The following is a 24057-nucleotide window of genomic DNA, read 5'->3' as shown; positions in this document are numbered from 1 at the left end:
GAATAATATTGTGAAAAAGTTAACAAACAGTTTGTTGACAGGAAAACAATTTTTGGAGGAACAACCGAATGGCTGATAAAAAACTATCACCTGAAGAACAATTGCAAGCTGCACAAGCACACGTGGACGAATTGGTCCAAAAAGGTCTCGTAGCTCTTGACGAATTCCGCAAATTAAATCAAGAACAAGTGGACTACATCGTAGCAAAAGCTTCTGTAGCAGCCCTTGATGCACACGGTATTTTGGCAGCGCACGCTGTTGAAGAAACTGGTCGTGGTGTCTTTGAAGATAAAGCAACAAAAAACCTCTTTGCGTGTGAACACGTCGTGAACAACATGCGCGGTGTAAAAACTGTTGGTGTTATTGAAGATGATCCAATTACAGGTTTGACAAAAATTGCTGAACCAGTCGGTGTTATCTGTGGTGTGACTCCTACAACGAACCCAACGTCGACTGCAATCTTCAAATCATTGATTGCGTTGAAGACGCGTAATCCAATCGTATTTGGTTTCCACCCATCAGCTCAAGAATCTTCTGCTCATGCAGCGCGTATCGTGTACGAAGCAGCAGTAAAAGCAGGGGCACCAAAAGACTGTATCCAATGGATTAGCCAACCATCTATCGCAGCAACAAACGCTTTGATGAACCACGATGGTATTTCTACGATCCTCGCAACAGGTGGTAATGCAATGGTACGTGCTGCTTACTCATGTGGTAAACCTGCCCTTGGTGTAGGTGCTGGTAACGTTCCTGCTTATGTTGAAAAATCTGCTGATATCCGTCAAGCAGCACATGATATCGTTATGTCTAAGTCATTTGATAACGGTATGGTTTGTGCTTCTGAACAAGCAGTTATCATTGATAAAGAAATCTACAAAGAATTTGTGGAAGAATTCAAATCATACAAAACTTACTTCGTTAATAAAAAAGAAAAAGCCCTTCTTGAAGAATTCTGCTTTGGCGTAAAAGCAAACAGCAAAGACTGTGCTGGTGCAAAATTGAATGCTGACATCGTTGGTAAACCAGCCGCATGGATTGCAGAACAAGCAGGATTCACAGTTCCGGAAGGAACAAACATCTTGGCTGCTGAATGTGCTGAAGTTGGACCAAATGAGCCATTGACTCGTGAAAAATTGTCTCCAGTTATCGCTGTATTGAAAGCAGAAGATACAGAAGATGGTCTTAAAAAAGCTCGTCAAATGGTAGAATTCAACGGTCTTGGTCACTCAGCTGCTATCCATACAAAAGACGAAGAACTTGCAAAACGTTTCGGTACTGAAATGAAAGCAATGCGTATCATTTGGAACTCGCCTTCAACATTCGGTGGTATCGGTGACGTTTACAATGCATTCTTGCCATCATTGACACTTGGATGTGGTTCATACGGACGCAACTCAGTTGGTGATAACGTATCTGCTATCAACCTTCTTAACATCAAGAAAGTAGGGAAACGTAGAAATAATATGCAATGGTTTAAAGTTCCTTCAAAAATCTACTTCGAACGTAACTCTATTCAATACCTTCAAACTTGTGAAGATATCGAACGTGTTATGATCGTTACCGATAAGTCAATCGAAAAACTTGGTTTCGTACAACGTGTTATCGACCAATTGAACCTTCGTAAGAATAAAGTAACAATTCAAGTCTTCTCAGATGTTGAACCAGATCCAGACATCACAACCATCCGTCGTGGTACAGAAGTGATGCGTCAATTTGAACCAGACACAATCATCGCACTTGGTGGTGGTTCTCCAATGGATGCGGCGAAAGGTATGTGGATGTTCTACGAACAACCAGAAGTAGACTTTGGTGACCTTGTTCAAAAATTCATGGATATCCGTAAACGTGCCTTCAAGTTCCCAGCACTCGGTAAGAAAGCGAAATACATCGGTATCCCAACAACATCTGGTACAGGTTCTGAAGTGACACCATTTGCCGTTGTTTCTGATAAAGCAAACAATCGTAAATACCCACTTGCTGACTACGCCTTAACTCCAACCATTGCGATTGTTGACCCAGCCTTGGTTGAATCAGTACCTGGTTTCATCGCAGCAGACACTGGTATGGACGTATTGACACACGCAACAGAAGCCTATACTTCAAACTTTGCGAATGACTATACTGATGGTATTGCGCTTCAAGCTATCAAACTTGTCTTCAAATACCTTAAGAAATCTGTTCTTGAATCTGACCCAGAAGCTCGCGAAAAGATGCACAATGCTTCTACAATGGCTGGTATGGCCTTCGCCAATGCCTTCCTTGGTATGAGCCACTCAATGGCACATAAGATTGGTGGGGTACACCACACTGTTCACGGACGTACAAATGCCATCTTACTTCCTTACGTTATCCGTTACAATGGTACTCGCCCATCTAAGACAACAACATGGCCTAAGTACAACTACTGGAAAGCAGACGAAAAATTCCAAGACATTGCTCGTATGTTGGGACTTCCTGCTTCAACTCCAGAAGAAGCGGTTGAATCTTACGCCAAAGCTGTTTACGAACTCGGTGAAGCTGTTGGTATCAAGATGAACTTCAAAGATCAAGGTATTGATGAAAAAGTTTGGAAAGATAGCTTGCATGAAATTGCTCTTCTTGCCTATGAAGATCAATGTTCACCAGCTAATCCACGCTTGCCAATGGTGGCTGACATGGAAGAAATCATGGCAGATGCTTACTATGGCTACAAAGAACGTCCAGGACGTCGGAAATAAACTAGTTACCCAATTTTAAGCAAAAAAGCGGCCGTAAGGTCGCTTTTTTAGATGGTACGACGGGCATGTTGTACATCTGAGGTGCAATTCCTCCGTGGGCACCCGCTACCGGTGAACCCAATAGCGACTCCCAATCCTGACTATCGTGAGATAGCGGGGAGAGGAAGGGATAGCGAAATCGTGGCTTTACGAACAGAAACGTGATATCAAGGCGTATATAGCGGATAAGGGGGCCATCAACTCTAAAGTCCAAATAGGTAGTCGTAACCTATATGCGTAAATCACGAGAGTAAACGAGGAAAGATGTTTGACTTATCCCGTGAGGTTTCATGAGCGTCCTAGACGTAGTAACAACGAATCATGAGAAGTCATCCGAGGCCATAGTAGTTATGAAACTTCTGTAATGGGAGTGGAGCGAAGGGCTGAACAATTAACCGAAGTATACCTACTTCATTTGTGTCTGTAAAACTAACGGTCTGATAGAGCTGGATGCGGTTACGTATTAACTAGAAGAAGGCTCACTAATATAAGATGTCCCACAGATACCGAAACAAGAAAGGAATACGCACATGTCACAGTTACTAGATACTATTCTATCTCGTTCCAACATGTTGGAAGCCTACAATCAAGTGAAAGCCAACAAAGGCTCTGCTGGAATTGATGGTATTACTATCGACCAAATGGATGATTATCTCCGCCAACATTGGCGTCCAACCAAGGAATTGATAAAACAGAGGAAGTACAAACCCCAACCAGTTCTACGAGTTGAAATCCCAAAGCCTAATGGGGGAGTCCGTCAGCTTGGTATCCCAACAGTAATGGACAGAATGATTCAACAGGCCATCGTACAAGTTATCAGTCCCCTATGTGAACCTCATTTCTCTGAAACCAGTTATGGGTTCAGAGAAATGAGGTCATGTGAAAAAGCCATCATCAAGTTATTAGAATACCTTAATGACGGCTATGAGTGGATTGTAGACATTGACCTTGAGAAATTCTTCGACACAGTACCTCAAGATAGACTGATGTCGCTTGTCCATACTATCATACAAGATGGTGAGACGGAATCACTGATTCGAAAATACCTCAAATCAGGCGTTCTCAGTGATGGTCAAGTAGAAGAAACTCCGATAGGCACCCCTCAAGGTGGAAACCTCTCTCCTCTCTTGTCTAATATCATGCTCAATGAACTAGATAAGGAACTTGAAAACCGAGGACTCCACTTTGTCCGATACGCAGACGACTGCGTTATCACTGTCGGGAGTGAGGCAGCTGCTAAGCGAGTGATGCACTCTGTCAGTCGCTTTATTGAGAAACGACTAGGATTGAAAGTCAACATAATCAAGACTAAGGTTGTGAGACCAAGCAAGCTGAAATACTTAGGATTTGGATTTTGGAAGTCAGCTCAAGGTTGGAAAAGTCGTCCGCATCAAGATAGTGTACAGAGTTTCAAGAGGAAACTTAAGAAACTTACAACACGCAGATGGAGCATTGACTTGGACAGTCGTATTGAGAAACTCAACTGGCTTATCCGAGGTTGGATAAACTATTTCTCCTTGACTAACATGAAATCTGCTATGGCAGAAATTGATGAACGATTGCGGACACGAATTAGAGTTGATATCTGGAAACAATGGAAGAAGAAATCAAGGCGACATTGGGGACTTCTTAAACTAGGCGTTCCGAGGTGGATAGCTGATAAAGTATCTGGCTGGGGTGACCACTATCAATTAGTGGCGCACAAGTCAGTCTTAAAACGAGCCATATCAAAACCAGTCCTCATCAAACGAGGACTGGTTTCCTGCTTAGATTATTATCTTGAACGACATGCGTTAAAAGTTAGTTGAACCGCCGTGTGCCGAGCGGCACGCACGGTGGTGTGAGAGGGACTAGTCTTAGTCCCTACTCGATTGTGGAGGGGATATCTGGGTAACAGTTTACTTTTTTTCGGATTCACGCTATAATATTTGTATAAATATATAAAGCGAGGTATCTATATGGAAAAGAATACTGGTCAAGCAGTCATGAGACTTGTATTGAAAAGTTTGTTCGTTGTGATGGCCTTTATTGGCTTGTCTGCTTGTTCTCTTCTGCAAGGGGAAAGTTTAGATGGGAATTGGACTAGTCCTACAGCTGCCAAAGATATGTATGATGAAATCATCAAAGCAGCTGGAGAGGGAGTGTTTACTTATACAGACCATTCTTTTGCTGAACTTGTTACTCAGAGTGAGATTGAATTGGATATCAAGGATGACAAGGCGGTGTTCGAAGTGTTCATTCATATTGATGAGGAAGCCTTTGTCAATGCCTTGAAAGAGGAACAAGAAGCTGTTGTTCGTGCAGAATTTGAAAAACAGGGGCTCTCTTATGATAATTTGACTCCAGAAGAAAAAACACAAATGCAAGCAGAAATGCAGTCGGAAGACATGATGCGTACATTTATTTCGGAGACGATTGGACATCTTGCAAAGGACATGGGCGGGTCATATTCTGCTGAGAAAGGCCTTATCCAGGCAACTGTTTTTCAAGCAGATGTTAATCGCGGATCAAGAGTATTTGAAATTAAAAAAGTTGGTGGGGCCTTCGGAAAAGATTTTGTTAAGAAGGGAGAATCTTATCAGTATACCTACGAAGATGGTAAATTAACACTCGAAGGTGAAAAAGATGAAGACGATATGGTCTTTGAAAAGAAAAAATAGCGAATAGAAAGATATAACCACCTAGGATTGTAAATGCTGGGTGGTTTTTGCAAATTTTCAGACAAATTATGATACAATAGAAAAAAAGATTTTAGATGAGGGATGACGATGGCTCTAATATACCAATCAACTCGTGACGAAAAGAACACTGTAACAGCTAGTCAAGCCATTTTGCAGGGGCTAGCAAATGACGGTGGACTCTTCACTCCAACGACATGTCCAGAGGTAGAGCTGGATTTTGACAAGTTAAAAGATGCCAGTTACCAAGAAGTGGCGAAGCTTGTTTTGTCTGCTTTCTTGGATGATTTTACATCAGAAGAATTGGATGACTGTATCCGGTCGGCTTATGATGGTAAATTTGATACACCAGAAATTGCCCCTCTGGTCAAGTTAAATGGTCAGTACAATTTGGAACTTTTCCATGGATCAACGATTGCTTTTAAAGATATGGCCTTGTCTATTTTGCCGTACTTGATGACAACGGCTGCCAAAAAGCATGGTTTGGACAAGGAAATTGTGATTTTGACAGCGACTTCTGGTGATACTGGAAAGGCAGCGATGGCTGGTTTTGCAGATGTTCCAGGGACCCAGATTATTGTCTTTTACCCACGTGATGGGGTATCCAAGGTGCAGGAATTGCAGATGACGACGCAGACCGGTAGCAACACGCACGTTGTAGCCATTGATGGGAACTTTGATGATGCACAGACAGATGTGAAGCGGATGTTTAATGATGTGGCTTTGCGGGAAAAATTAGCAGCGCATGGCAAGCAGTTCTCATCTGCCAACTCAATGAATATCGGTCGTTTGGTACCGCAGGTGGTTTATTATGTCTGGGCATACGCACAGTTGGTGAAACAGGGTGAAATTACTGCGGGCGATGAGGTGAATTTCACGGTTCCAACAGGAAACTTTGGAAATATCCTAGCAGCCTTTTATGCTAAACAAATTGGCCTTCCTGTTGGAAAACTTATTTGTGCGTCAAATGAAAATAAGGTGTTGACTGATTTCTTTGCAACTGGGGTTTATGATAAAAAACGTACTTTCAAGGTGACAACAAGCCCGTCTATGGATATTTTGGTTTCTTCAAATTTAGAGCGCTTGATTTTCCACTTGCTAGGAAATAGTGCTGCAAAAACCAAAGAATTGATGGAACAATTGGGGGCAGATGGAGAGTATACATTGGCCGATGTGAACCAAGAAATTCTTGATTTGTTCGCAGCAGGATTTGCGACAGAAGATGAAACGGTAGCTGAAATCAAACGTGTCTATGATGGAAATGCCTACATTGAAGATCCGCATACGGCGGTTGCTTCTGCTGTGCATCAGACTTATCGTCAGGAAACAGGAGATGAGACGCCGACAGTGATTGTTTCTACGGCGAGTCCTTATAAATTCCCAGTTGTGGCGGTAGAAGCAGTCACAGGTAGGACAGACTTGTCAGACTTTGAGGCATTAGAGGTCTTGCATGAGGTGTCTGGTGTACCTTATCCAAAAGCAGTCGATGGCTTGGAAACAGCGCCTGTGCTTCATGATACTGTTGTTGCTACTGCAGAGATGCAGGCAGAAGTGGAGCGCTATTTAGGACTGTAGCAGCTGTTATACGAAGTATTGGCCAAAATCAGGGGATGTTGAAATGAAACTACGTAATATGACAAGTCTTTATCTTAGATATAAAAATGAACTTTTGCTACTTTACAGACAAGGTTCTTGCGTCGTCAATAATCTTTATATCGGCTCTGCGGGTGGTCATTTTGAGCCAGAAGAATTGAATAATCCTACTGGTTGTGTATTACGAGAGTTGGAAGAAGAGCTTGGCCTTGATTCATCTCAAATAAACAATCTTCAATGCCGCTATCTTAGTATATACTTTACTGGCGGGGAGTTACGCCAAAATTATTACTATTTTGCAGATTTACCAGATAAAACATTGATTACAGAAAGTAAGGAAGGGACCTTGCATTGGATGGATATTCAAGACTTGGAAAAGTTACCAATGCCTCGGACGTCAGAATTAGTGATACGACATTATACAAATGAGGGACAATATTCCAATAACATGTATGGTGTGTTAGTGACAGACACTAATGCTACTTTTCAACCTTTAAGCTGAGTGCTAATCTCAGCTTTTTCTTCTTTAAATAATATGACGGAAACGAAAAAAATTTTACATATCGCCTTGCCAGCTATGGCAGAAAACTTTTTACAGTTTTTGATGGGGATGATCGATTCCTATTTAATAGCCCATTTGGGGCTCATTGCCATTTCAGGGGTATCGGTTGCAAACAATATCATTACGATTTATCAGGCTTTGTTTATCGCGTTGGGAGCTGCGACCTCGGCACTTTTAGCTCGTTTCATAGGACAGAAACAAACGAACCGCCTATCGGTGTCAGCAACAGAAAGCATCCAACTAACGGTGATGGTGAGCCTTCTTTTGGGGTTGCTTTCCATTTTTGGAGGACGTTTCTTGTTGAGTTTATTGGGAACAGAAGCTGCTGTGGCAGAAGCGGGTGGACTCTATCTTTCTGTGGTTGGTGGGAGCGTTGTCTTACTTGGATTGATGACGACCCTAGGAGCTATTTTACGAGTGGCAGGAAAGAGTCGGACTCCCATGTTTGTAAGTCTACTCAGTAATGTGTTAAATGCCTTTTTTTCAGCTGTGGCTGTGTTTGTTTTTCAATCGGGGATTGTAGGAGTGGCACTTGGGACCGTTCTAGCTCGTGTTGTTGCTTGCTGGATTTTGTGGAAACAGTTGCCATTTCGCCTAAATGCCCCTAGTTGGAAAATGAATAAGGACTTGTTGCGCTTGGCCTTACCGGCGGCGGGAGAGCGATTGATGATGCGGGCTGGAGATGTGGTGATTATCGCTTTAATTGTTTCGCTTGGAACGGCGGTTGTAGCGGGAAATGCCATTGGAGAAACATTGACACAATTTAATTACATGCCTGGTATGGGGATTGCGACAGCGCTGGTGGTTTTGGTGGCACAGGCTCAGGGAGAAGGAGACATAAAACAAGTACGTAGGTTGGGAAAAGCTGGTTTCCTCTTGTCTCTTGTAACAATGCTCCTTATATCTTTGTTCGTATTTTTATTTGCAAATCCTCTGATAGCATTGTACACACAGGATCAGACTGCAATAGAGTCTAGTTTGGTAGTGATCGTTTCTTCCTTGCTTGGAACACCAATGACTGCTGGTACTCTTGTATATACAGCGGTTTGGCAAGGGAATGGTAATGCTCAACTTCCTTTCTATGCAACGACGATTGGTATGTGGGTGATTCGGATTGGAGTCGGTTATTGCATCATCACATTTTTAGAATGTGGATTAGCTGGGGTTTGGTTGGCAACCTTGCTGGATAATTTGTGTCGCTGGATCTTTTTATATGTGATGTTTAGAAGAAATTCTCGCAAGATATTGGCACCTCACTAGGGTGCCTTTCTTTCTGTTAGGAAATCTAGAAGGATTGTGCTGAAAATGATATAATGGTAGGAGTGAAAAGGAGTTGCGTATGAGCGAGGGAAAGGCAAGTGGCAAAATTATTTTGATGGGAGAGCATGCAGTGGTCTATGGTCAGCCAGCCATTGCTATGCCTTTTTCTGCTGTCGAAATTTCTGCAATGGTGACAGCTGTTGGTGAGGCGTTGACCGTTTCCTGTGATTTTTATGAAGGTCTGGTGCATGAGATGCCAAAAATTTGGGAAGGGTTGAAACATGCAATTCGTTTTTCGCTGTACCGAATAGGAGCTCCCACGGACCCAGCCATTCATATTGAGATTACGTCGACTATTCCAGCGGAACGTGGGATGGGATCTAGTGCAGCGGTCGCTGTGGCAGTAGCCCGAGCCTTGTTTGCCTTTTATGAGAAAGAATTGCATCCACAGGAACTTTGGGATATTGTGCAATCATCTGAAAAAATTGCGCATGGTAATCCATCGGGGGTGGATACTGCGACAACGAGTGGAGAGCATCCAATTTTCTTTGTGAAAAATCAGCCTATTGAACCTTTGCCGATTAAGATGGATGCCTATTTAGTTGTAGGAGATACAGGGAAAACAGGGCATACGTTAGAGGCGGTGCAAGATGTAGCTAGGCTTTGTGAGGAAAATCCGGATGCGAAAAATTGGATTGAAGAATTAGGGGATTTGACCTATCAAGCAAAAGAGTATTTGACAATGAATCAAGTAGACTTATTGGGAAGTGTGATGAATCGGTCCCATGATTTATTGCAGGCACTAAGGGTTTCGGATGAACGTCTCGATTTTTTAGTCGAAGTAGCCAGAAAAAATCAAGCCTTGGGAGCCAAGCTAACAGGAGGAGGCCGTGGAGGCTGCATGATTGCCTTGACCAATCAAAAGGCCGTTGCATACAATATTGCCCAAGCCCTACAAGAAGCTGGCGCTCGTCAGACTTGGATACAATACTTAGGAGAATAAGATGACACAAGCTGTGGGAATAGCGCGTGCGCATACCAATATTGCGTTGATAAAATATTGGGGAAAACGCGATGCGGAATTATTTTTGCCGATGAATTCGAGTTTATCGTTGACTTTGGACGCCTTCTATACAGATACGAAGGTGGTTTTTGATGACGAATTCACAACAGACACTTTTTATCTAAATGGGGAATTGCAATCAGAAAAAGAAATTCAAAAAATTTCGCATTTTTTGGATTTGTTTTGCGAATATATAGGTGAACGGGGATTTGCCAGAGTTGAAAGTCTCAACTTTGTACCAACAGCTGCTGGTTTAGCAAGCTCTGCTTCTGCTTTTGCAGCTCTTGCTATGGCGACTGCTCAAGCTTTACATCTCACGATTTCCAGAGAAGAATTGTCAACGATTGCTAGACGAGGGTCTGGATCTAGCACCCGCAGTCTTTTTGGCGGCTTTGTCGAATGGGACATGGGAACGTGTTCTGAGGATTCGATGGCGCATCCGATTGATGATGCAGATTGGGACATTGGGATGATTGTCCTTGCGGTTGATACGCAACAGAAAAAAATCGCCAGTCGGGTTGGCATGGAACACACGGTTCAAACATCCCCCTTCTATGATAGTTGGGTTCAAACGGCCAAGACAGATCTAGTAGCCATAAAAAAAGCGATTGCAGATAAGGATTTTGAGGCAGTTGGCAAGATTACAGAGCATAATGGGATGAAGATGCACGCAACGACTTTATCGGCTAATCCTCCTTTTACTTATTGGTCTGCAGATTCGCTACTAGCACAGGAGGCGGTGCGTCAGGTGCGGGCAACATTACAAGTGCCTGCTTATATGACCATGGATGCCGGTCCAAATGTAAAGGTTCTCTGTCGTGCTAGTGATATGGATCGTTTGGTATCGGTTCTGGGAGAATATTTTCCAAGTGAAAAAATTATTACGAGTTTACCAGGTGAGGCGGCTCGGTTCTTAACAGAGGTGGAATGGGGCGCATCTCAGAAAAAATTTTCAGAAAGAATGTAGTAAAATGAAAGTGCAATCCAGTGCTCCAGGGAAGTTGTTTCTAGCTGGGGAATATGCTGTGGTGGAGGCAGGGAATCCTGCCCTCATTGCGGCGATTGATCAGTCGATTACAGTGACAATTGAGACCAGTACTGAGGGGAGAATCTATTCTGACCAACAAAAAGAGACTGTTTTTTGGGATCGTGTTGGTCACCAGATTAAGGTGGTGGCTGGTCATCCATATAAATTGATTGTAACGGCCTTAAGGCAGGTCGAAGCTTACGTGCAACAACAGGGTGTGGAGACGACGGGCATTTTTTCTGTCATGATTGAAACTGAACTAGACCACATAGAGACAGGTGTTAAATATGGTTTGGGATCATCGGGAGCTGTAACAGTCGCGACTGTTCAGTCTTTATTAGCCTTTTATGGACAAGTAGTAGATCCTTATCTTGTCTACCAGCTATCGGTCTTAACGCAACTCCAACTGGGAATGACGGGATCTTTTGGTGATTTAGCAGCTTCCAGTTATGGTGGTGTCGTCGCCTATCGCTCTGTAGATCGTGGCTGGCTACAAGATGCTGTTCAGCACTATTTATTACGTGATTTACTTCGCCTTTCGTGGAAGGGGTTGTCTATCCAAACGGTTTCTTTACCGACAGACTTGACCCTGTCAATTGGTTGGACTGGTAGTGCTGCTTCTACAGAAAAGTTGGTGAAACAAGCAGGATATAATTCTTATCAAGACGGCAAAGCAGCATACTATCCTGTTTTCTTGCAGGAGAGTCGACAATGTGTGGCAGCCCTTGTCAAAGCCTGTGTAGACAATCAATGTGAAGAGTTTCAGAAAGGGATTCAGCGAAATCGTGAGTTATTAGGAAAATTTGCTGCAGTGATGGGGTTGGTCATTGAGACACCAACTTTGGCGGAACTTTGTAACATCGCATTGGAAGAAGGTGCAGTTGCCAAATCTTCTGGTGCTGGCGGTGGTGATTGTGGGATTTGTTTTGTGACCAGTTCAAAGCAGCAAGGAATCATTTATGAAAAATGGCAGGAAAAAGGCATTCTACCCTTACCTTTTTCTATTGCACCAGAAAAATAAGGAGAAACAATGTTTGATTATAGTTACTTTGGATTAAATCGCAAGGATCAGCACGTATTATTGGCGCGCCAGCAGTTTCAAAAGGAATCAGCACGCGATTTTGAGGAAACCCGCCTCGTCCATCAATCTTTACCACAACTAAAGGTAGATGATGTAGATACCTCCTCTACTATCGCTGGAATTAAAACCAAGATGCCTTTCTTCATTAATGCCATGACAGGTGGTACTGAAAAGACAGGACGAATTAATCGAAATTTAGGGATTCTTGGATTAATCACCAAGGTTCCAGTGGCTTCTGGTTCTGTTAGTGCAGCCATTAAGGATCCAGAAGTTGCCAAAACCTTTTCAGTCATACGAGAAGAAAATCCGAAAGGGATTGTCTTTGCCAATTTGGGAGCGCACCATGATGTGGAAAATGCTAAGCGTGCAGTAGATTTACTCGAGGCCAACGCTCTTCAGATTCATGTCAATGCTCCTCAGGAAATTGTCATGCCTGAAGGTGATCGGGATTTCAGTATGTGGCTGGCCAATATTGAAAAAATCGTGCAAGAGGTAGGAGTTCCTGTGATTGTTAAAGAGGTTGGCTTTGGCATGAGTCGTGAAACCGTCCGCCAACTTGCCTCTGTCGGTGTTCAAACGATTGATGTATCTGGGACTGGGGGCACGGATTTTGCAAAAATTGAAGACGCTCGTCGTTCCTTAGACCATTACAGTTACTTACATGGTTGGGGACAGTCGACTGTCATATCCTTAGTGGAAGCTATGTCAATTGCTGAAGCAGAACGTCCTGAAATTCTTGCTTCTGGTGGGATTAAAAATCCACTGGATATTGTCAAATCGTTAGCCTTGGGCGCCAATGCTGTTGGGATGTCAAATCGTATTTTACAGCTGGTACAACAAGATTCAAATTTGGAGAATGCCCTGCTTGAAATCCGCATCATAGAAGAACAAATCCAGATGTTGATGGCGATGTTGGGTGCTCGTTCAGTGTCTGAATTGCGACAGAAGGACTTGGTTCTTTCGCCAGCTGTGCAAAACTGGTGCCAGGCTCGTGGAATTGACTGGCAACACTATGCTAATCGTTCTAAGGGATAGAGTTGGATAAAATGTTCGGAAAAAACGAGTAAAAAAGCCTTTTAAAGGCTTTTTTGTCTGTGAAATATTTCATTTCACGATGCATTGTGTTAGAATAAAGAAAAACAAAAGGAGCAATGAGATGAAAGCAATTGTAACAGTCGTTGGAAAAGATAGCAAGGGGATTGTAGCTGGTGTTGCAGGGAAACTGGCGGAGTTAGATTTAAATATTGATGACATTTCGCAAACTGTTTTGGATGAATATTTTACCATGATGGCACTTGTATCGAGTGGTGATTCGAAAGATTTCACCTTACTCCGTTCAGACTTGGAAGCATTTGGCAAGACTTTGAATGTGAAAATCAATATCCAGAGCGCAGCTATTTTTGATGCCATGCACAATTTGTAAGGAGAATCGGGATGGATATTAGACAAGTTACTGAAACGATTGCTATGATTGAAGAACAGCACTTTGATATTCGGACCATTACCATGGGGATTTCCCTTTTAGACTGTATGGATTCAGATATTGAAAAAGCTGCGCAGAAAATTTATGACAAAATTACAACTAAGGCAGCGCACCTAGTAGCGGTTGGTGATGAGATTGCAGCAGAGCTTGGGATTCCCATTGTCAATAAACGTGTCAGTGTGACACCGATTGCCTTGATTGGTGCGGCAACGAATGCGACAGATTATCTGCCATTGGCACATGCCCTCGATCGTGCGGCTAAAACGATTGGAGTTGATTTTATCGGTGGCTTTTCCGCCTTGGTACAAAAAGGTTACCAAAAAGGGGATGAGATTCTCATCAACTCGATTCCTCAAGCTTTGGCTCAGACAGACAAGGTCTGTGCTTCAGTTAATATTGGGTCGACCAAGTCGGGTATCAACATGACCGCTGTGCGTGATATGGGACGTATCATTAAGGAAACCGCTCAGGCTTCTGATATGGGGGCTGCAAAATTGGTGGTGTTTGCTAATGCGGTTGAGGACAATCCTTTTATGGCAGGTGCTTTTCATGGGGTCGGCGAAGCTGATGTAGTGATCAATGTTGGGGTATCTGGTCCAGGTGTGGTCAAGCGTGCTCTTGAAAAAGTCCGTGGTGAGAGCTTTGATGTGGTGGCTGAGACGGTTAAGAAGACAGCTTTCAAGATTACCCGTATTGGTCAATTAGTCGGTCAAATGGCTAGTGAGCGCCTCGGTGTCAAATTCGGGATTGTCGATTTATCTCTTGCACCAACACCTGCTGTTGGCGACTCGGTAGCGCGTGTACTTGAAGAGATGGGCTTAGAAACAGTTGGAACACATGGGACAACAGCTGCGCTTGCGCTTCTAAATGATGCTGTCAAAAAAGGTGGTGTTATGGCCTGCAACCAAGTGGGTGGCTTGTCAGGTGCCTTCATTCCTGTATCAGAAGACGAGGGAATGATTGCAGCGGTGCAGAGTGGCTCTCTTAACTTGGAAAAACTGGAAGCTATGACAGCCATCTGTTCGGTTGGTCTGGATATGATTGCGATTCCAGGAGACACGCCTTCTGAAACCATTGCGGCTATGATTGCGGACGAAGCAGCTATCGGTGTCATCAATCAGAAGACAACAGCGGTTCGGATTATTCCAAAAGGCAAAGAAGGGGACATGATTGAGTTTGGTGGCCTCTTAGGAACTGCACCAGTTATGAAGGTCAATCAGAACTCATCAGCAGACTTCATCAATAGAGGCGGACAAATTCCAGCTCCGATTCATAGTTTTAAGAATTAAAAAATGCGGAAAAACGTTCGACAAGTGCGAACGTTTTCTTTGTTTCGTGATATAATAGAAATACATACGAGGAGGAAAGTTATGACAGAAACAAGACTATATATCTCGCGTCATGGAAAAACCATGTTTAATACCATTGGTCGAATCCAAGGATGGTGTGATACCCCTCTCACCAAGATTGGAGAAGAAGGGATTCGTGAGTTAGGTCTGGGCTTGAAAGATGCAGGACTTGATTTTAAATTAGCAGTATCTAGTGATTTGGGTCGAACTGTACAGACCATTACGATTGCTCAGCGTGAGCTAGGAATTTTAGGGAAGATTCCTTATTATCAAGACAAGCGAATCCGCGAATGGTGTTTTGGTAGCTTTGAAGGGATGTACGATGTCGAATTATTCAGTGGTGTTTTGCCACGGATTAATGGTATTGTTGAAGCGGATGATATGACTTTTGAAGAGATTGCAAATGGTATTTATCAAGCGGATTCTGCCAAATGGTCAGAAACTTGGGAAGAATTGAGTGGCCGGATTTTATCTGGTTTCGAATCAATTGCTCAAGAAGTTGAAAAATTGGGAGGGGGCAATGCTCTCGTAGTGAGCCATGGTATGACCATTGCGACTTTAGTAGACTTGTTAGAGCCAGAACGACCAACCAATCTTGCATTAGATAACGGTAGTATTACTGTCTTAAACTATAAAGATGGGAAACTCACCATTGAATCAGTAGGTGATATGTCCTATCGCCATCGTGGTGCAGAACTCATTGCGCAAGGAAAATAGGAAACGGTACTGAATATTCGTTTCAAACTATAAAAAATAGAGATTCATACGGATCTCTATTTTTTATGCTTCTTGTGAATCTAACTTTGTTGCCGGACATAGGTTTGAATGGTATCGCAGATATACTGGGCGACGCCTTCGCCAAATTTGTCGATATTGTGTTTAAAGTCTGGGTTTTCAACGTAACCTTTTCCGATATAGCCAAAGACTTCCAGCGAGCAGTCAAAAGCATAGGAACGAATATGCGCTAAGAGTTGTTTGGCTAGATTCTGATTCTCTTTTTCTTCAACTGTCAGTCCAGAGAGTAGGTTGTCTGCAAATTGTCGGAAAATAGAGTTGAAGCCTTCTGTGACTTCGTTCTCATGTCCTTTTTGTTTGGCGAGTGACTGGTCAATGACCTCTTTTCCATATTTTTGTTTTGCTTCGTCTTGATAGGCGAGGCTATCTTGATAGGTAAATCCTGCAAATTTTGCTTTTGCTGTCATTTGAATCATTCCTTTCTTTGCTTGAATGGTTTTTGTTAGGGTGTCAATGAGAGTGTTTAGTCGCTCTTGTTCAGCTGTTAATAAGCGGAGCTGCTCTTCAAGTTGAACGAGGCTGTCTGTCTCGTTTTCCAAAAGTTCCTTGATGTTCTTGAGTGGGAATCCCAGATATTTATAGAAGAGAATCTGCTGTAATTGTGTCAGATTTTCCTCTGTATAGTAGCGATAGCCGTTTTCTGCTTTTTGCGGACAGAGCAGGCCAATGCGATCATAGTGGTGCAGGGTACGCACAGATACACCTGAAAGTTGCGCAACTTCTTTAACGAAATACATATTTTCCTCCTGACAAGTTTATTATAAAGGATAACGTTAGGTGAGGGTCAAGTGGTAAAAAAATTTTTTTAAAGAGGATTGACAAATATATCGCAGTGCGATATACTCGATGTATCGAAGGTCGATATATCAAATTGCAATACAGGAGGGTACATAATATGGAGGATAAAATTAAACGCATCTATCTGCCGATGACAGAATCGGCTTTCTATATTCTCTTTGCTTTGCAGGAAGAATGTCATGGTTACGAGATTACCCAGCGAACCAAGGAAATGACAGCAGGGCAGGTCGTTATTAGTCCAGGGACTATGTACGGTACGCTGTCTAAGATGGAGAAGGATGGCTTGATTGCCTTTGTAAGAGAAGTAGAGAAGCGAAAGCTCTATCGCATCACAGGCTTAGGCAAAGAAGTCTTAGGGATCGAACTCGCTAGGATTGAGCGGTTGTATAAAAATAGTAAGGGAGAAAAGTATGAAAACTAAAGTTGTATTTAAATTATTTCTTATCACGGATTTTGAAAAGATAGAAGCATATTTAGCAGATATGCACAAAAAAGGCTGGAAGTTGACTGAAGTAAAGTGGGGAGTATTTTACCATTTTGAAGCATGTGACCCAGCCGATGTGGTTTATAAGATTGACTTCAAGCCTATGAAAAAGGAAGAAAGTGTCTCTTATGTGCAGTTTTATCAAGATTATGATTGGGAACTTGTAAATACGTGTCGTAGTTTTCGACTGTTTCGTAAGAATGCTGTGGATGGCGAAGATGTCGAGATTTTCAGCGATAACGCTAGCAAGTTAGAAATGATTGGACGAATTTTTAAACGACGGTTCTTGTTTAGCATGTTTTTATATCTTTACTTGATTGTCCTTCAAGATGAAAACACAACCTTCCGAATTGGGGTTAGCCTGATTTATCTACCGCTCCTTCTCTACTTAGCTTATCGCTTCTACCAATTGCGCAAACAATTAAAGTAAGTTGGAATTAGATTACCTATAAATGTATCAGAATAGTCGAGGTATCATTTATGAAAGAAAAGATGTTTAATGCCTTATACCCAGAGAGTATCCTGACTTATCTTGAAGAGCAACACCGTCAAGGATATGCCTTAAAAGAAATCAGTCCTTTTACAGGGAATGTAACATTTAAAGAATGTCAACCTGCTCGTGTTGTTTATCGTATTGATGTTTACCAGCCGAGTCATTCTGAAGCGGGCTTCTTTCCAGAGTATGACCATATCTACTTACAGTATTTTCAAGATGCTGGTTGGGAAATGGTTTGTGGAGTGGCGCCGTATGTGATTTTCAGAAAACCTGTTACGGATGAAACAAAGGGAGCGGAGTTAGAATTATATAGTGATCGCGACACAGTCTATGGTTATCAAAAGAAAATTGTCTGGAAACGATGCTTAGTTTTTGCTGTTCCTGTGATGACGTCTATCCCAAATTTTCTATTAAACAGTCAAAAATCGCTTGGTTCTTGGTTGTTTGAAGGAGCATTGTTGCTAGCTTGGTTCAGTTATGTATTTTGGCAGTTTTATCGGTTGAAAAAGGAGTACGGAAGATGAAAAGAGAAAAAGTGTTGGCGTCACTGGGTTTGAATCTGATGCTCTTTGGACTTTATATCCTACCAAGAGTAGACTTTCAATCCGATTCTATTTTAAAATGGTTGATTAATAACTTGGCAATGGTACAAGTGGTCTTGATGCTGGTGTTGGGCTACCATCTTTTAAAAGATAAGAAAGGGCAGTAGCTGTCAAAGTCAGTATCCGTCCTCAGACCGATTTTTAGCACTCTTGGCAAAAGAGTGCTAATTTTTGTGATTTTTCTCTTGACATGGGGGAACAATGGAGTATAATAGAATCATGAGTTAGCACTCGATGAGTTAGAGTGCTAAAATTGAAAGAGAGGTGATTGGGTTTGTGATTACACAACGGCAAAATGAGATTTTAAATCTGATTGTAGAATTGTTCACGCAGACTCATGAGCCTGTAGGTTCCAAAGCGCTTCAAGCAGTCATTGATTCGTCTAGTGCCACCATTCGCAATGACATGGCAAAACTGGAAAAGTTAGGGCTGCTAGAAAAAGCCCACACGTCTAGTGGTCGAATGCCTAGCCCAGCCGGTTTTAAATATTTTGTTACTCATTCATTGAGTCTAGATAACATTGATGAACAAGATATTTATCAAGTAGTCAAGGCCTTTGATTTTGAAGCCTTCCGCTTGGAAGATATTTTGCAAAAGGCAGGGCAGATTTTATCGGATATGACAGGTTATACATCGGTTTTGCTGGATGTGGAGCCTGCTCAGCAAAAATTAACAGGATTTGACATTGTTCAGTTTTCTAGTCATGATGCATTAGCTGTCTTGACCTTGGATGAATCCAAACCAGTAACAGTTCAATTTGCTATTCCTAAAAATTTCCTAGCACGTGATTTACTGACACTGAAAGCTCTTGTGAAGGATCGACTGTTGGGGCGCTCTGTAATGGATATTCATTACAAGCTGAGAACGGAAATTCCGCAAATTGTGCAACGCTATTTTACAACGACAGACAATGTCTTGGATTTGTTTGATTACGTTTTTGCAGAACTTTTCAAGGAAACGGTTTTTGTAGCTGGAAAGGTCAATTCCCTAGACTATGCAGATTTGAGGACCTACCAATTTTTGGATAATCCTCAGCACATTGCTTTGGCACTACGGAGAACCTTGTCGGAAGATGAGATGGCCAGTGTGCAGGTGGCGGATAGCCAAGAACTTGCCCTCGCTAATGTGACAGTGCTGACCCATAAATTTCTCATTCCCTATCGTGGCTTTGGGCTTCTCAGCTTGATTGGTCCCATTGATATGGATTACCGTAGAAGTGTCAGCTTGATCAATGTTATTGGTCGTGTTCTGGTCATGAAACTGGGTGATTATTATCGCTATTTGAACAGTAACCACTATGAAGTTCATTAATGAATGAAAGGAAAGAGGTGTAACCTTGTCAGAAGAAACAAAAAACGAAGAGGTCGTTGAGGAAGTGGAAACGGCGGAAGAAGTCGTCGAAGAAGCAACTGAAACTCCTGAAAAAACAGAATTAGAATTGGCAAACGAACGTGCGGAGGATTTTGAAAATAAATACCTTCGAGCACATGCTGAAATGCAAAATATTCAGCGCCGTGCTAACGAAGAACGCCAAACCTTACAACGGTATCGTTCTCAGGACTTGGCAAAGAAAATCTTACCAAGTTTGGATAACTTGGAGCGTGCCCTTGCTGTTGAAGGCTTGACTGACGATGTGAAAAAAGGTCTTGAAATGGTGCAAGAGAGTCTCATTCAAGCTCTCAAGGAAGAAGGAATCGAAGAGGTTCCATTGGAAACATTCGACCACAACCTTCACATGGCTGTTCAAACCCTACCAGCAGATGACGAACACCCAGCAGACAGCATTGCACAAGTCTTCCAAAAAGGCTATAAGTTGCATGAACGCCTATTAAGACCGGCTATGGTGGTGGTGTACAACTAGAAACATTTGGCCTGCGTCACTCGTCGTTAAAGCCTCTTGATGTACCATCAGTACAATCATCGAGGCTTTACCTAGATTGACTTTGCCCAACTGTCTCTAGCAATCACGTCCGAAATGACGGTAAACTATGAAAATAGATAGAGAATGCAAGCCTTTGGCTTGCCTAAAGCGATAGTTTTCGCCGTGGTGCTAGTTAGATAACAAGAATTGTTATCTAACAGGGAAATTTTGAAACCTTAGGTTCAAAATTTAGGCATGGAACTCCTTTGGAGGTCGCTGCCGTCCCCACCACCTAAGAAAACTATTAAAAAGAAAAAATTATTAAAGAGGAAAATGAAAGGAATTGAACCCGAACGGAAAGCTCGGAATTTAGATAAATCGCCTTGTGTGCAAGCACACTGCGTTGATTTCCTAAAATTCTAATCGCTTTCTCGGCGTTCTTGGTATCTTATATTATGTCTAAAATTATCGGTATTGACTTAGGAACAACTAACTCAGCAGTTGCAGTTCTTGAAGGAACTGAATCAAAAATTATTGCAAACCCAGAAGGGAACCGTACAACACCTTCAGTAGTATCATTTAAAAATGGTGAAATCATCGTTGGTGACGCTGCAAAACGCCAAGCAGTTACAAACCCAGATACGATTATGTCTATTAAATCAAAAATGGGTTCAGCTGAAAAAGTTGCAGCAAACGGCAAAGAGTACACACCACAAGAAATTTCTGCTATGATTCTTCAATATTTGAAAGGTTATGCAGAAGATTACCTTGGTGAAAAAGTGACGAAAGCTGTTATCACAGTTCCTGCTTACTTTAACGATGCACAACGTCAAGCAACAAAAGACGCAGGTAAAATTGCAGGTCTTGAAGTAGAACGTATTGTCAACGAACCAACTGCAGCGGCTCTTGCTTATGGTCTTGATAAGACAGATAAAGATGAAAAAATCTTGGTATTTGACCTTGGTGGTGGTACTTTTGACGTGTCTATCCTTGAATTAGGTGATGGTGTCTTTGATGTATTGGCAACTGCTGGTGACAACAAACTCGGTGGTGATGACTTTGACCAAAAAATTATTGATTTCTTAGTAGCAGAATTCAAGAAAGAAAACGGAATTGACTTGTCAGCGGACAAGATGGCTCTTCAACGGTTGAAGGACGCTGCTGAAAAAGCGAAAAAAGATCTTTCAGGTGTGACTCAAACACAAATCAGCTTGCCATTTATTACTGCCGGCGCAGCTGGACCTCTTCACTTGGAAATGAGCTTGTCTCGCGCGAAATTTGACGATTTGACTCGTGACCTTGTGGAACGCACTAAAATCCCAGTTCGCCAAGCCCTTTCAGATGCTGGACTCAGCTTGTCAGAAATTGACGAAGTTATCTTGGTCGGTGGTTCAACTCGTATTCCTGCTGTTGTGGAAGCAGTGAAAGCTGAAACTGGTAAAGAACCAAACAAATCAGTGAACCCTGACGAAGTGGTTGCGATGGGTGCTGCTATCCAAGGTGGTGTCATTACTGGTGATGTCAAAGACGTTGTTCTTCTTGATGTAACACCATTGTCACTTGGTATCGAAACGATGGGTGGTGTATTTACAAAACTTATCGACCGTAACACAACGATTCCAACCTCTAAATCACAAGTTTTCTCAACTGCAGCAGACAACCAACCAGCTGTTGACATTCACGTGCTTCAAGGTGAACGCCCAATGGCAGCTGACAACAAAACACTTGGACGCTTCCAATTGACAGACATTCCTGCAGCACCTCGTGGTATTCCACAAATTGAAGTAACATTTGACATCGACAAAAACGGTATCGTGTCTGTTAAGGCAAAAGACCTTGGTACACAAAAAGAACAACATATCGTGATCCAATCTAACTCAGGTTTGACTGACGAAGAAATTGACCGCATGATGAAAGATGCAGAAGCAAACGCCGAAGCAGATGCAAAACGTAAAGAAGAAGTAGATCTTCGCAATAACGTTGACCAAGCGATCTTTGCGACTGAAAAGACTATCAAGGAAACGGAAGGCAAAGGCTTTGATGCTGAACGTGATGCCGCTCAAACTGCTCTTGATGAATTGAAAGCAGCCCAAGAAGCCAACAATATCGACGATATGAAAGCGAAATTGGAAGCTTTGAATGAAAAAGCACAAGCTCTTGCAGTTAAGATGTACGAACAAGCTGCCGCAGCACAACAAGCAGCTCAAGGCGCAGAAGGTGCACAAACAGCTGATAACGCAGGCGATGATGTGGTAGATGGCGAGTTTACGGAGAAGTAAAACAATCCAGTGGATTGTTTTAGCCTGCGAGCTAGAAATAAGAAACGAGCAGTGGGCTCGGGGAACCTTTTTATCCCGATCCTAGAAATTCAAGAGCGAGGTAAGTCCAGTGGACTATTTTAGCCCACGAGCTTAGAAATTAGGAGCGAGTGGTGAAGGTTACCAAGCAATTCATGATTGTCAAGTGTCTTACTAACTCGTCAGCAAAATAGTATTGATTTTGCATTCTCATGTCGTAACGATAAAAACCAATCACAGAGGTTGAACCCCAGCCTCTGTTTTTGGCTAAAAACGACAGCACTAAAGCGGTTGAAAGACCGTCTACTACAATAATTTTCGCCATGAGGGGATTTTTGAGACGTTAGGCCCAAAAATAAGTCATGAAACGACGAAGTCGGTTACTGCCGTCCCCACCACGTAAGAAAATTATCAAAAAATAACCTTCTAAATATGTAGAAAGGAATACAAGTTCGTTTATTCGAACACAGGCTAAAAACCTAGTGAAAAAGATAAACTTTACCTAGATGCAAGACATCATCGGGCAGTTTTCTAGTTCTTGGGAGCTTGTCGAAAGAAGAACCTTTACATAGAAAGGAAATGAACCCGGGCTACGGACTGTGCAAAAAAGATAGATTTTCCTAGGATGCACGCATCCGTTGTCAAATCTCCTATTTTTGCAGTGTTCGCTTAACGCCCTTGGTATCTTATATGAACAATACAGAATATTACGATCGTCTGGGCGTTTCTAAAAACGCTTCGCAAGACGAAATAAAAAAAGCTTATCGCAAGATGTCAAAGAAATACCATCCAGACATCAATAAGGAGGCTGGTGCTGAGCAGAAATACAAGGATGTTCAGGAAGCTTATGAAACATTAGGTGATGAGCAAAAACGTGCTGCTTATGACCAATATGGCCCTGCTGGTGCCAATGGTGGCTTCGGAGGCGGGGCTGGTGGTTTTGGTGGCTTTGATGGTGCTGGTTTTGGTGGTTTTGAAGATATTTTCTCTAGCTTTTTTGGAGGGAATACTTCACGACGTAATCCAAATGCGCCGCGTCAAGGGGATGACCTCCAATACCGTGTCCAATTAAAATTTGAAGAAGCGATTTTTGGAGCAGAAAAAGAGGTCAGCTATAATCGTGAGGCTACTTGTCATACTTGTACAGGTACAGGTGCGAAACCTGGGACCAGCCCCGTTACATGTAGTCGATGTCATGGTTCTGGTGTGATCAATGTGGATACACAAACGCCTCTTGGCACCATGCGTCGTCAAATGACTTGTGATGTCTGTCATGGTCGTGGTCAACAAATTACAGATCCTTGTACAACCTGTCATGGTACTGGTCATGAGAAGAAATCTCATACTGTAACGGTAAAAATTCCAGCTGGAGTTGAAACTGGCCAACAAATTCGCTTGGCAGGCCAAGGAGAAGCAGGGTTCAACGGAGGACCATATGGGGATCTCTTTGTCATTATCCAAGTACAACCTTCTGATAAGTTTGAACGTGATGGAACAACCATTCATTACAAGTTGAATTTAAACTTTGTGCAAGCGGCTCTGGGTGATACCGTTCATGTACCAACTGTTCACGGTGATGTGGACTTGGTGATTCCTGAAGGGACACAGACAGGTCGTAAATTCCGCCTTAAAGGAAAAGGTGCGCCAAGTCTCCGTGGTAATTCAACAGGAGACCAATATGTCACTGTCAATATAGTAACTCCGACAGGTTTAAATGACCGTCAGAAAAAAGCTTTAAAAGAATTTGCGGATGCTGGAAATATCAAAGTAGCGCCACAGAAAAAAGGCTTCTTCGATAAGATGAAAGATGCTTTGGAAGATTTATAAATATACAATAAAAAAGTGTTGAAAACTAGTTTGGTTTTCAACACT

General features: G+C 42.4%; 22 protein-coding genes. 21 read left to right on the top strand and 1 reads right to left on the bottom strand.

Annotated elements, in window-relative coordinates; genetic code table 11:
• The first annotated feature begins 68 nt into the window (after positions 1-68).
• The 13 genes from adhE to A3I9_RS0102095 all read left to right on the top strand — a co-directional run bounded on the left by adhE (position 69) and on the right by A3I9_RS0102095 (position 15569).
• Entirely contained in the window at positions 69-2717 is a 2649-nt protein-coding gene (gene adhE / locus A3I9_RS0102155) for a bifunctional acetaldehyde-CoA/alcohol dehydrogenase (RefSeq protein ID WP_018377446.1), read from the top strand.
• A 569-nt stretch (positions 2718-3286) separates the two neighbouring features.
• Positions 3287-4564, top strand: a complete 1278-nt coding sequence (gene ltrA, locus A3I9_RS0102150) for a group II intron reverse transcriptase/maturase (protein WP_018377445.1) — start codon at positions 3287-3289, stop codon at positions 4562-4564.
• Positions 4565-4714: 150 nt separating this feature from the next.
• The gene (locus tag A3I9_RS0102145; RefSeq protein ID WP_018377444.1) at positions 4715-5416 is read left to right on the top strand and encodes a hypothetical protein; all 702 of its coding nucleotides are present in this window, start codon (positions 4715-4717) and stop codon (positions 5414-5416) included.
• A gap of 108 nt (positions 5417-5524) precedes the next feature.
• Positions 5525-7009 carry a threonine synthase gene (gene thrC, locus A3I9_RS0102140; RefSeq protein ID WP_018377443.1) on the top strand — a complete coding sequence of 495 codons (1485 nt, stop codon included), beginning with the start codon at positions 5525-5527 and terminating at the stop codon, positions 7007-7009.
• Positions 7010-7052: 43 nt separating this feature from the next.
• Positions 7053-7529: an NUDIX domain-containing protein gene (locus A3I9_RS0102135; RefSeq protein ID WP_018377442.1), complete on the top strand. Its 477-nt coding sequence runs from the start codon at positions 7053-7055 to the stop codon at positions 7527-7529.
• A 33-nt stretch (positions 7530-7562) separates the two neighbouring features.
• A complete protein-coding gene (locus A3I9_RS0102130) occupies positions 7563-8849 on the top strand; it encodes an MATE family efflux transporter (RefSeq protein ID WP_018377441.1) in 1287 nt (428 codons plus the stop codon).
• Between the two features lie 79 nt (positions 8850-8928).
• A complete protein-coding gene (gene mvk, locus A3I9_RS0102125) occupies positions 8929-9852 on the top strand; it encodes a mevalonate kinase (protein WP_018377440.1) in 924 nt (307 codons plus the stop codon).
• A 1-nt stretch (position 9853) separates the two neighbouring features.
• The gene (gene mvaD, locus A3I9_RS0102120; RefSeq protein WP_018377439.1) at positions 9854-10879 is read left to right on the top strand and encodes a diphosphomevalonate decarboxylase; all 1026 of its coding nucleotides are present in this window, start codon (positions 9854-9856) and stop codon (positions 10877-10879) included.
• A gap of 4 nt (positions 10880-10883) precedes the next feature.
• A complete protein-coding gene (locus A3I9_RS0102115; protein WP_018377438.1) occupies positions 10884-11960 on the top strand; it encodes a phosphomevalonate kinase in 1077 nt (358 codons plus the stop codon).
• Positions 11961-11969: 9 nt separating this feature from the next.
• Entirely contained in the window at positions 11970-13055 is a 1086-nt protein-coding gene (gene fni, locus A3I9_RS0102110) for a type 2 isopentenyl-diphosphate Delta-isomerase (RefSeq protein ID WP_018377437.1), read from the top strand.
• Between the two features lie 121 nt (positions 13056-13176).
• A complete protein-coding gene (locus tag A3I9_RS0102105) occupies positions 13177-13443 on the top strand; it encodes an ACT domain-containing protein (RefSeq protein ID WP_018377436.1) in 267 nt (88 codons plus the stop codon).
• Positions 13444-13454: 11 nt separating this feature from the next.
• Entirely contained in the window at positions 13455-14792 is a 1338-nt protein-coding gene (locus A3I9_RS0102100; protein ID WP_018377435.1) for a PFL family protein, read from the top strand.
• 81 nt (positions 14793-14873) lie between these two features.
• A complete protein-coding gene (locus tag A3I9_RS0102095) occupies positions 14874-15569 on the top strand; it encodes a histidine phosphatase family protein (RefSeq protein WP_018377434.1) in 696 nt (231 codons plus the stop codon).
• Between the two features lie 80 nt (positions 15570-15649).
• On the opposite strand, the gene A3I9_RS0102090 is transcribed toward A3I9_RS0102095, so the two are convergent.
• Positions 15650-16384, bottom strand: a complete 735-nt coding sequence (locus A3I9_RS0102090) for a MerR family transcriptional regulator (protein ID WP_018377433.1) — start codon at positions 16382-16384, stop codon at positions 15650-15652.
• 158 nt (positions 16385-16542) lie between these two features.
• Here A3I9_RS0102090 and A3I9_RS0102085 point away from each other — a divergent pair, with 158 nt between their 5' ends.
• The 8 genes from A3I9_RS0102085 (at position 16543) to dnaJ (ending at position 24012) form a co-directional block, all read left to right on the top strand.
• Complete coding sequence (locus tag A3I9_RS0102085; RefSeq protein ID WP_018377432.1) at positions 16543-16866, top strand: PadR family transcriptional regulator; 324 nt, start codon at positions 16543-16545, stop codon at positions 16864-16866.
• Complete coding sequence (locus A3I9_RS0102080) at positions 16856-17359, top strand: DUF2812 domain-containing protein (RefSeq protein WP_018377431.1); 504 nt, start codon at positions 16856-16858, stop codon at positions 17357-17359. Before A3I9_RS0102085 ends, A3I9_RS0102080 begins: the two co-directional genes overlap by 11 nt.
• A 50-nt stretch (positions 17360-17409) precedes the next feature.
• Positions 17410-17949 carry a DUF2812 domain-containing protein gene (locus tag A3I9_RS0102075; RefSeq protein WP_018377430.1) on the top strand — a complete coding sequence of 180 codons (540 nt, stop codon included), beginning with the start codon at positions 17410-17412 and terminating at the stop codon, positions 17947-17949.
• Complete coding sequence (locus tag A3I9_RS0102070) at positions 17946-18134, top strand: hypothetical protein (protein ID WP_018377429.1); 189 nt, start codon at positions 17946-17948, stop codon at positions 18132-18134. Before A3I9_RS0102075 ends, A3I9_RS0102070 begins: the two co-directional genes overlap by 4 nt.
• 169 nt (positions 18135-18303) lie before the next feature.
• Positions 18304-19338: a heat-inducible transcriptional repressor HrcA gene (hrcA, locus tag A3I9_RS0102065; protein ID WP_042361592.1), complete on the top strand. Its 1035-nt coding sequence runs from the start codon at positions 18304-18306 to the stop codon at positions 19336-19338.
• Positions 19339-19363: 25 nt separating this feature from the next.
• Entirely contained in the window at positions 19364-19888 is a 525-nt protein-coding gene (gene grpE, locus A3I9_RS0102060; protein WP_018377427.1) for a nucleotide exchange factor GrpE, read from the top strand.
• A 455-nt stretch (positions 19889-20343) separates the two neighbouring features.
• Positions 20344-22167: a molecular chaperone DnaK gene (gene dnaK / locus A3I9_RS0102055; RefSeq protein WP_018377426.1), complete on the top strand. Its 1824-nt coding sequence runs from the start codon at positions 20344-20346 to the stop codon at positions 22165-22167.
• A 708-nt stretch (positions 22168-22875) separates the two neighbouring features.
• Positions 22876-24012, top strand: a complete 1137-nt coding sequence (dnaJ, locus tag A3I9_RS0102050; protein ID WP_018377425.1) for a molecular chaperone DnaJ — start codon at positions 22876-22878, stop codon at positions 24010-24012.
• Positions 24013-24057: the final 45 nt, after the last annotated feature.

Source organism: Streptococcus ovis DSM 16829 (genome assembly GCF_000380125.1).
Lineage (GTDB): Bacteria > Bacillota > Bacilli > Lactobacillales > Streptococcaceae > Streptococcus > Streptococcus ovis.
This window is presented reverse-complemented; position numbering and strand designations above follow the sequence as displayed.

Coding starts and splice junctions, on each gene's coding strand:
- dnaK (WP_018377426.1), top strand. CDS start 20,344: ATGTCTAAAATTATCGGTATTGACTTAGGAACAACTAACTCAGCAGTT.
- A3I9_RS0102105 (WP_018377436.1), top strand. CDS start 13,177: ATGAAAGCAATTGTAACAGTCGTTGGAAAAGATAGCAAGGGGATTGTA.
- ltrA (WP_018377445.1), top strand. CDS start 3,287: ATGTCACAGTTACTAGATACTATTCTATCTCGTTCCAACATGTTGGAA.
- A3I9_RS0102095 (WP_018377434.1), top strand. CDS start 14,874: ATGACAGAAACAAGACTATATATCTCGCGTCATGGAAAAACCATGTTT.
- A3I9_RS0102090 (WP_018377433.1), bottom strand. CDS start 16,384: ATGTATTTCGTTAAAGAAGTTGCGCAACTTTCAGGTGTATCTGTGCGT.
- dnaJ (WP_018377425.1), top strand. CDS start 22,876: ATGAACAATACAGAATATTACGATCGTCTGGGCGTTTCTAAAAACGCT.
- A3I9_RS0102070 (WP_018377429.1), top strand. CDS start 17,946: ATGAAAAGAGAAAAAGTGTTGGCGTCACTGGGTTTGAATCTGATGCTC.
- mvaD (WP_018377439.1), top strand. CDS start 9,854: ATGACACAAGCTGTGGGAATAGCGCGTGCGCATACCAATATTGCGTTG.
- A3I9_RS0102135 (WP_018377442.1), top strand. CDS start 7,053: ATGAAACTACGTAATATGACAAGTCTTTATCTTAGATATAAAAATGAA.
- A3I9_RS0102130 (WP_018377441.1), top strand. CDS start 7,563: ATGACGGAAACGAAAAAAATTTTACATATCGCCTTGCCAGCTATGGCA.
- fni (WP_018377437.1), top strand. CDS start 11,970: ATGTTTGATTATAGTTACTTTGGATTAAATCGCAAGGATCAGCACGTA.
- adhE (WP_018377446.1), top strand. CDS start 69: ATGGCTGATAAAAAACTATCACCTGAAGAACAATTGCAAGCTGCACAA.
- A3I9_RS0102115 (WP_018377438.1), top strand. CDS start 10,884: ATGAAAGTGCAATCCAGTGCTCCAGGGAAGTTGTTTCTAGCTGGGGAA.
- mvk (WP_018377440.1), top strand. CDS start 8,929: ATGAGCGAGGGAAAGGCAAGTGGCAAAATTATTTTGATGGGAGAGCAT.
- A3I9_RS0102080 (WP_018377431.1), top strand. CDS start 16,856: ATGAAAACTAAAGTTGTATTTAAATTATTTCTTATCACGGATTTTGAA.
- thrC (WP_018377443.1), top strand. CDS start 5,525: ATGGCTCTAATATACCAATCAACTCGTGACGAAAAGAACACTGTAACA.
- A3I9_RS0102145 (WP_018377444.1), top strand. CDS start 4,715: ATGGAAAAGAATACTGGTCAAGCAGTCATGAGACTTGTATTGAAAAGT.
- A3I9_RS0102085 (WP_018377432.1), top strand. CDS start 16,543: ATGGAGGATAAAATTAAACGCATCTATCTGCCGATGACAGAATCGGCT.
- A3I9_RS0102100 (WP_018377435.1), top strand. CDS start 13,455: ATGGATATTAGACAAGTTACTGAAACGATTGCTATGATTGAAGAACAG.
- A3I9_RS0102075 (WP_018377430.1), top strand. CDS start 17,410: ATGAAAGAAAAGATGTTTAATGCCTTATACCCAGAGAGTATCCTGACT.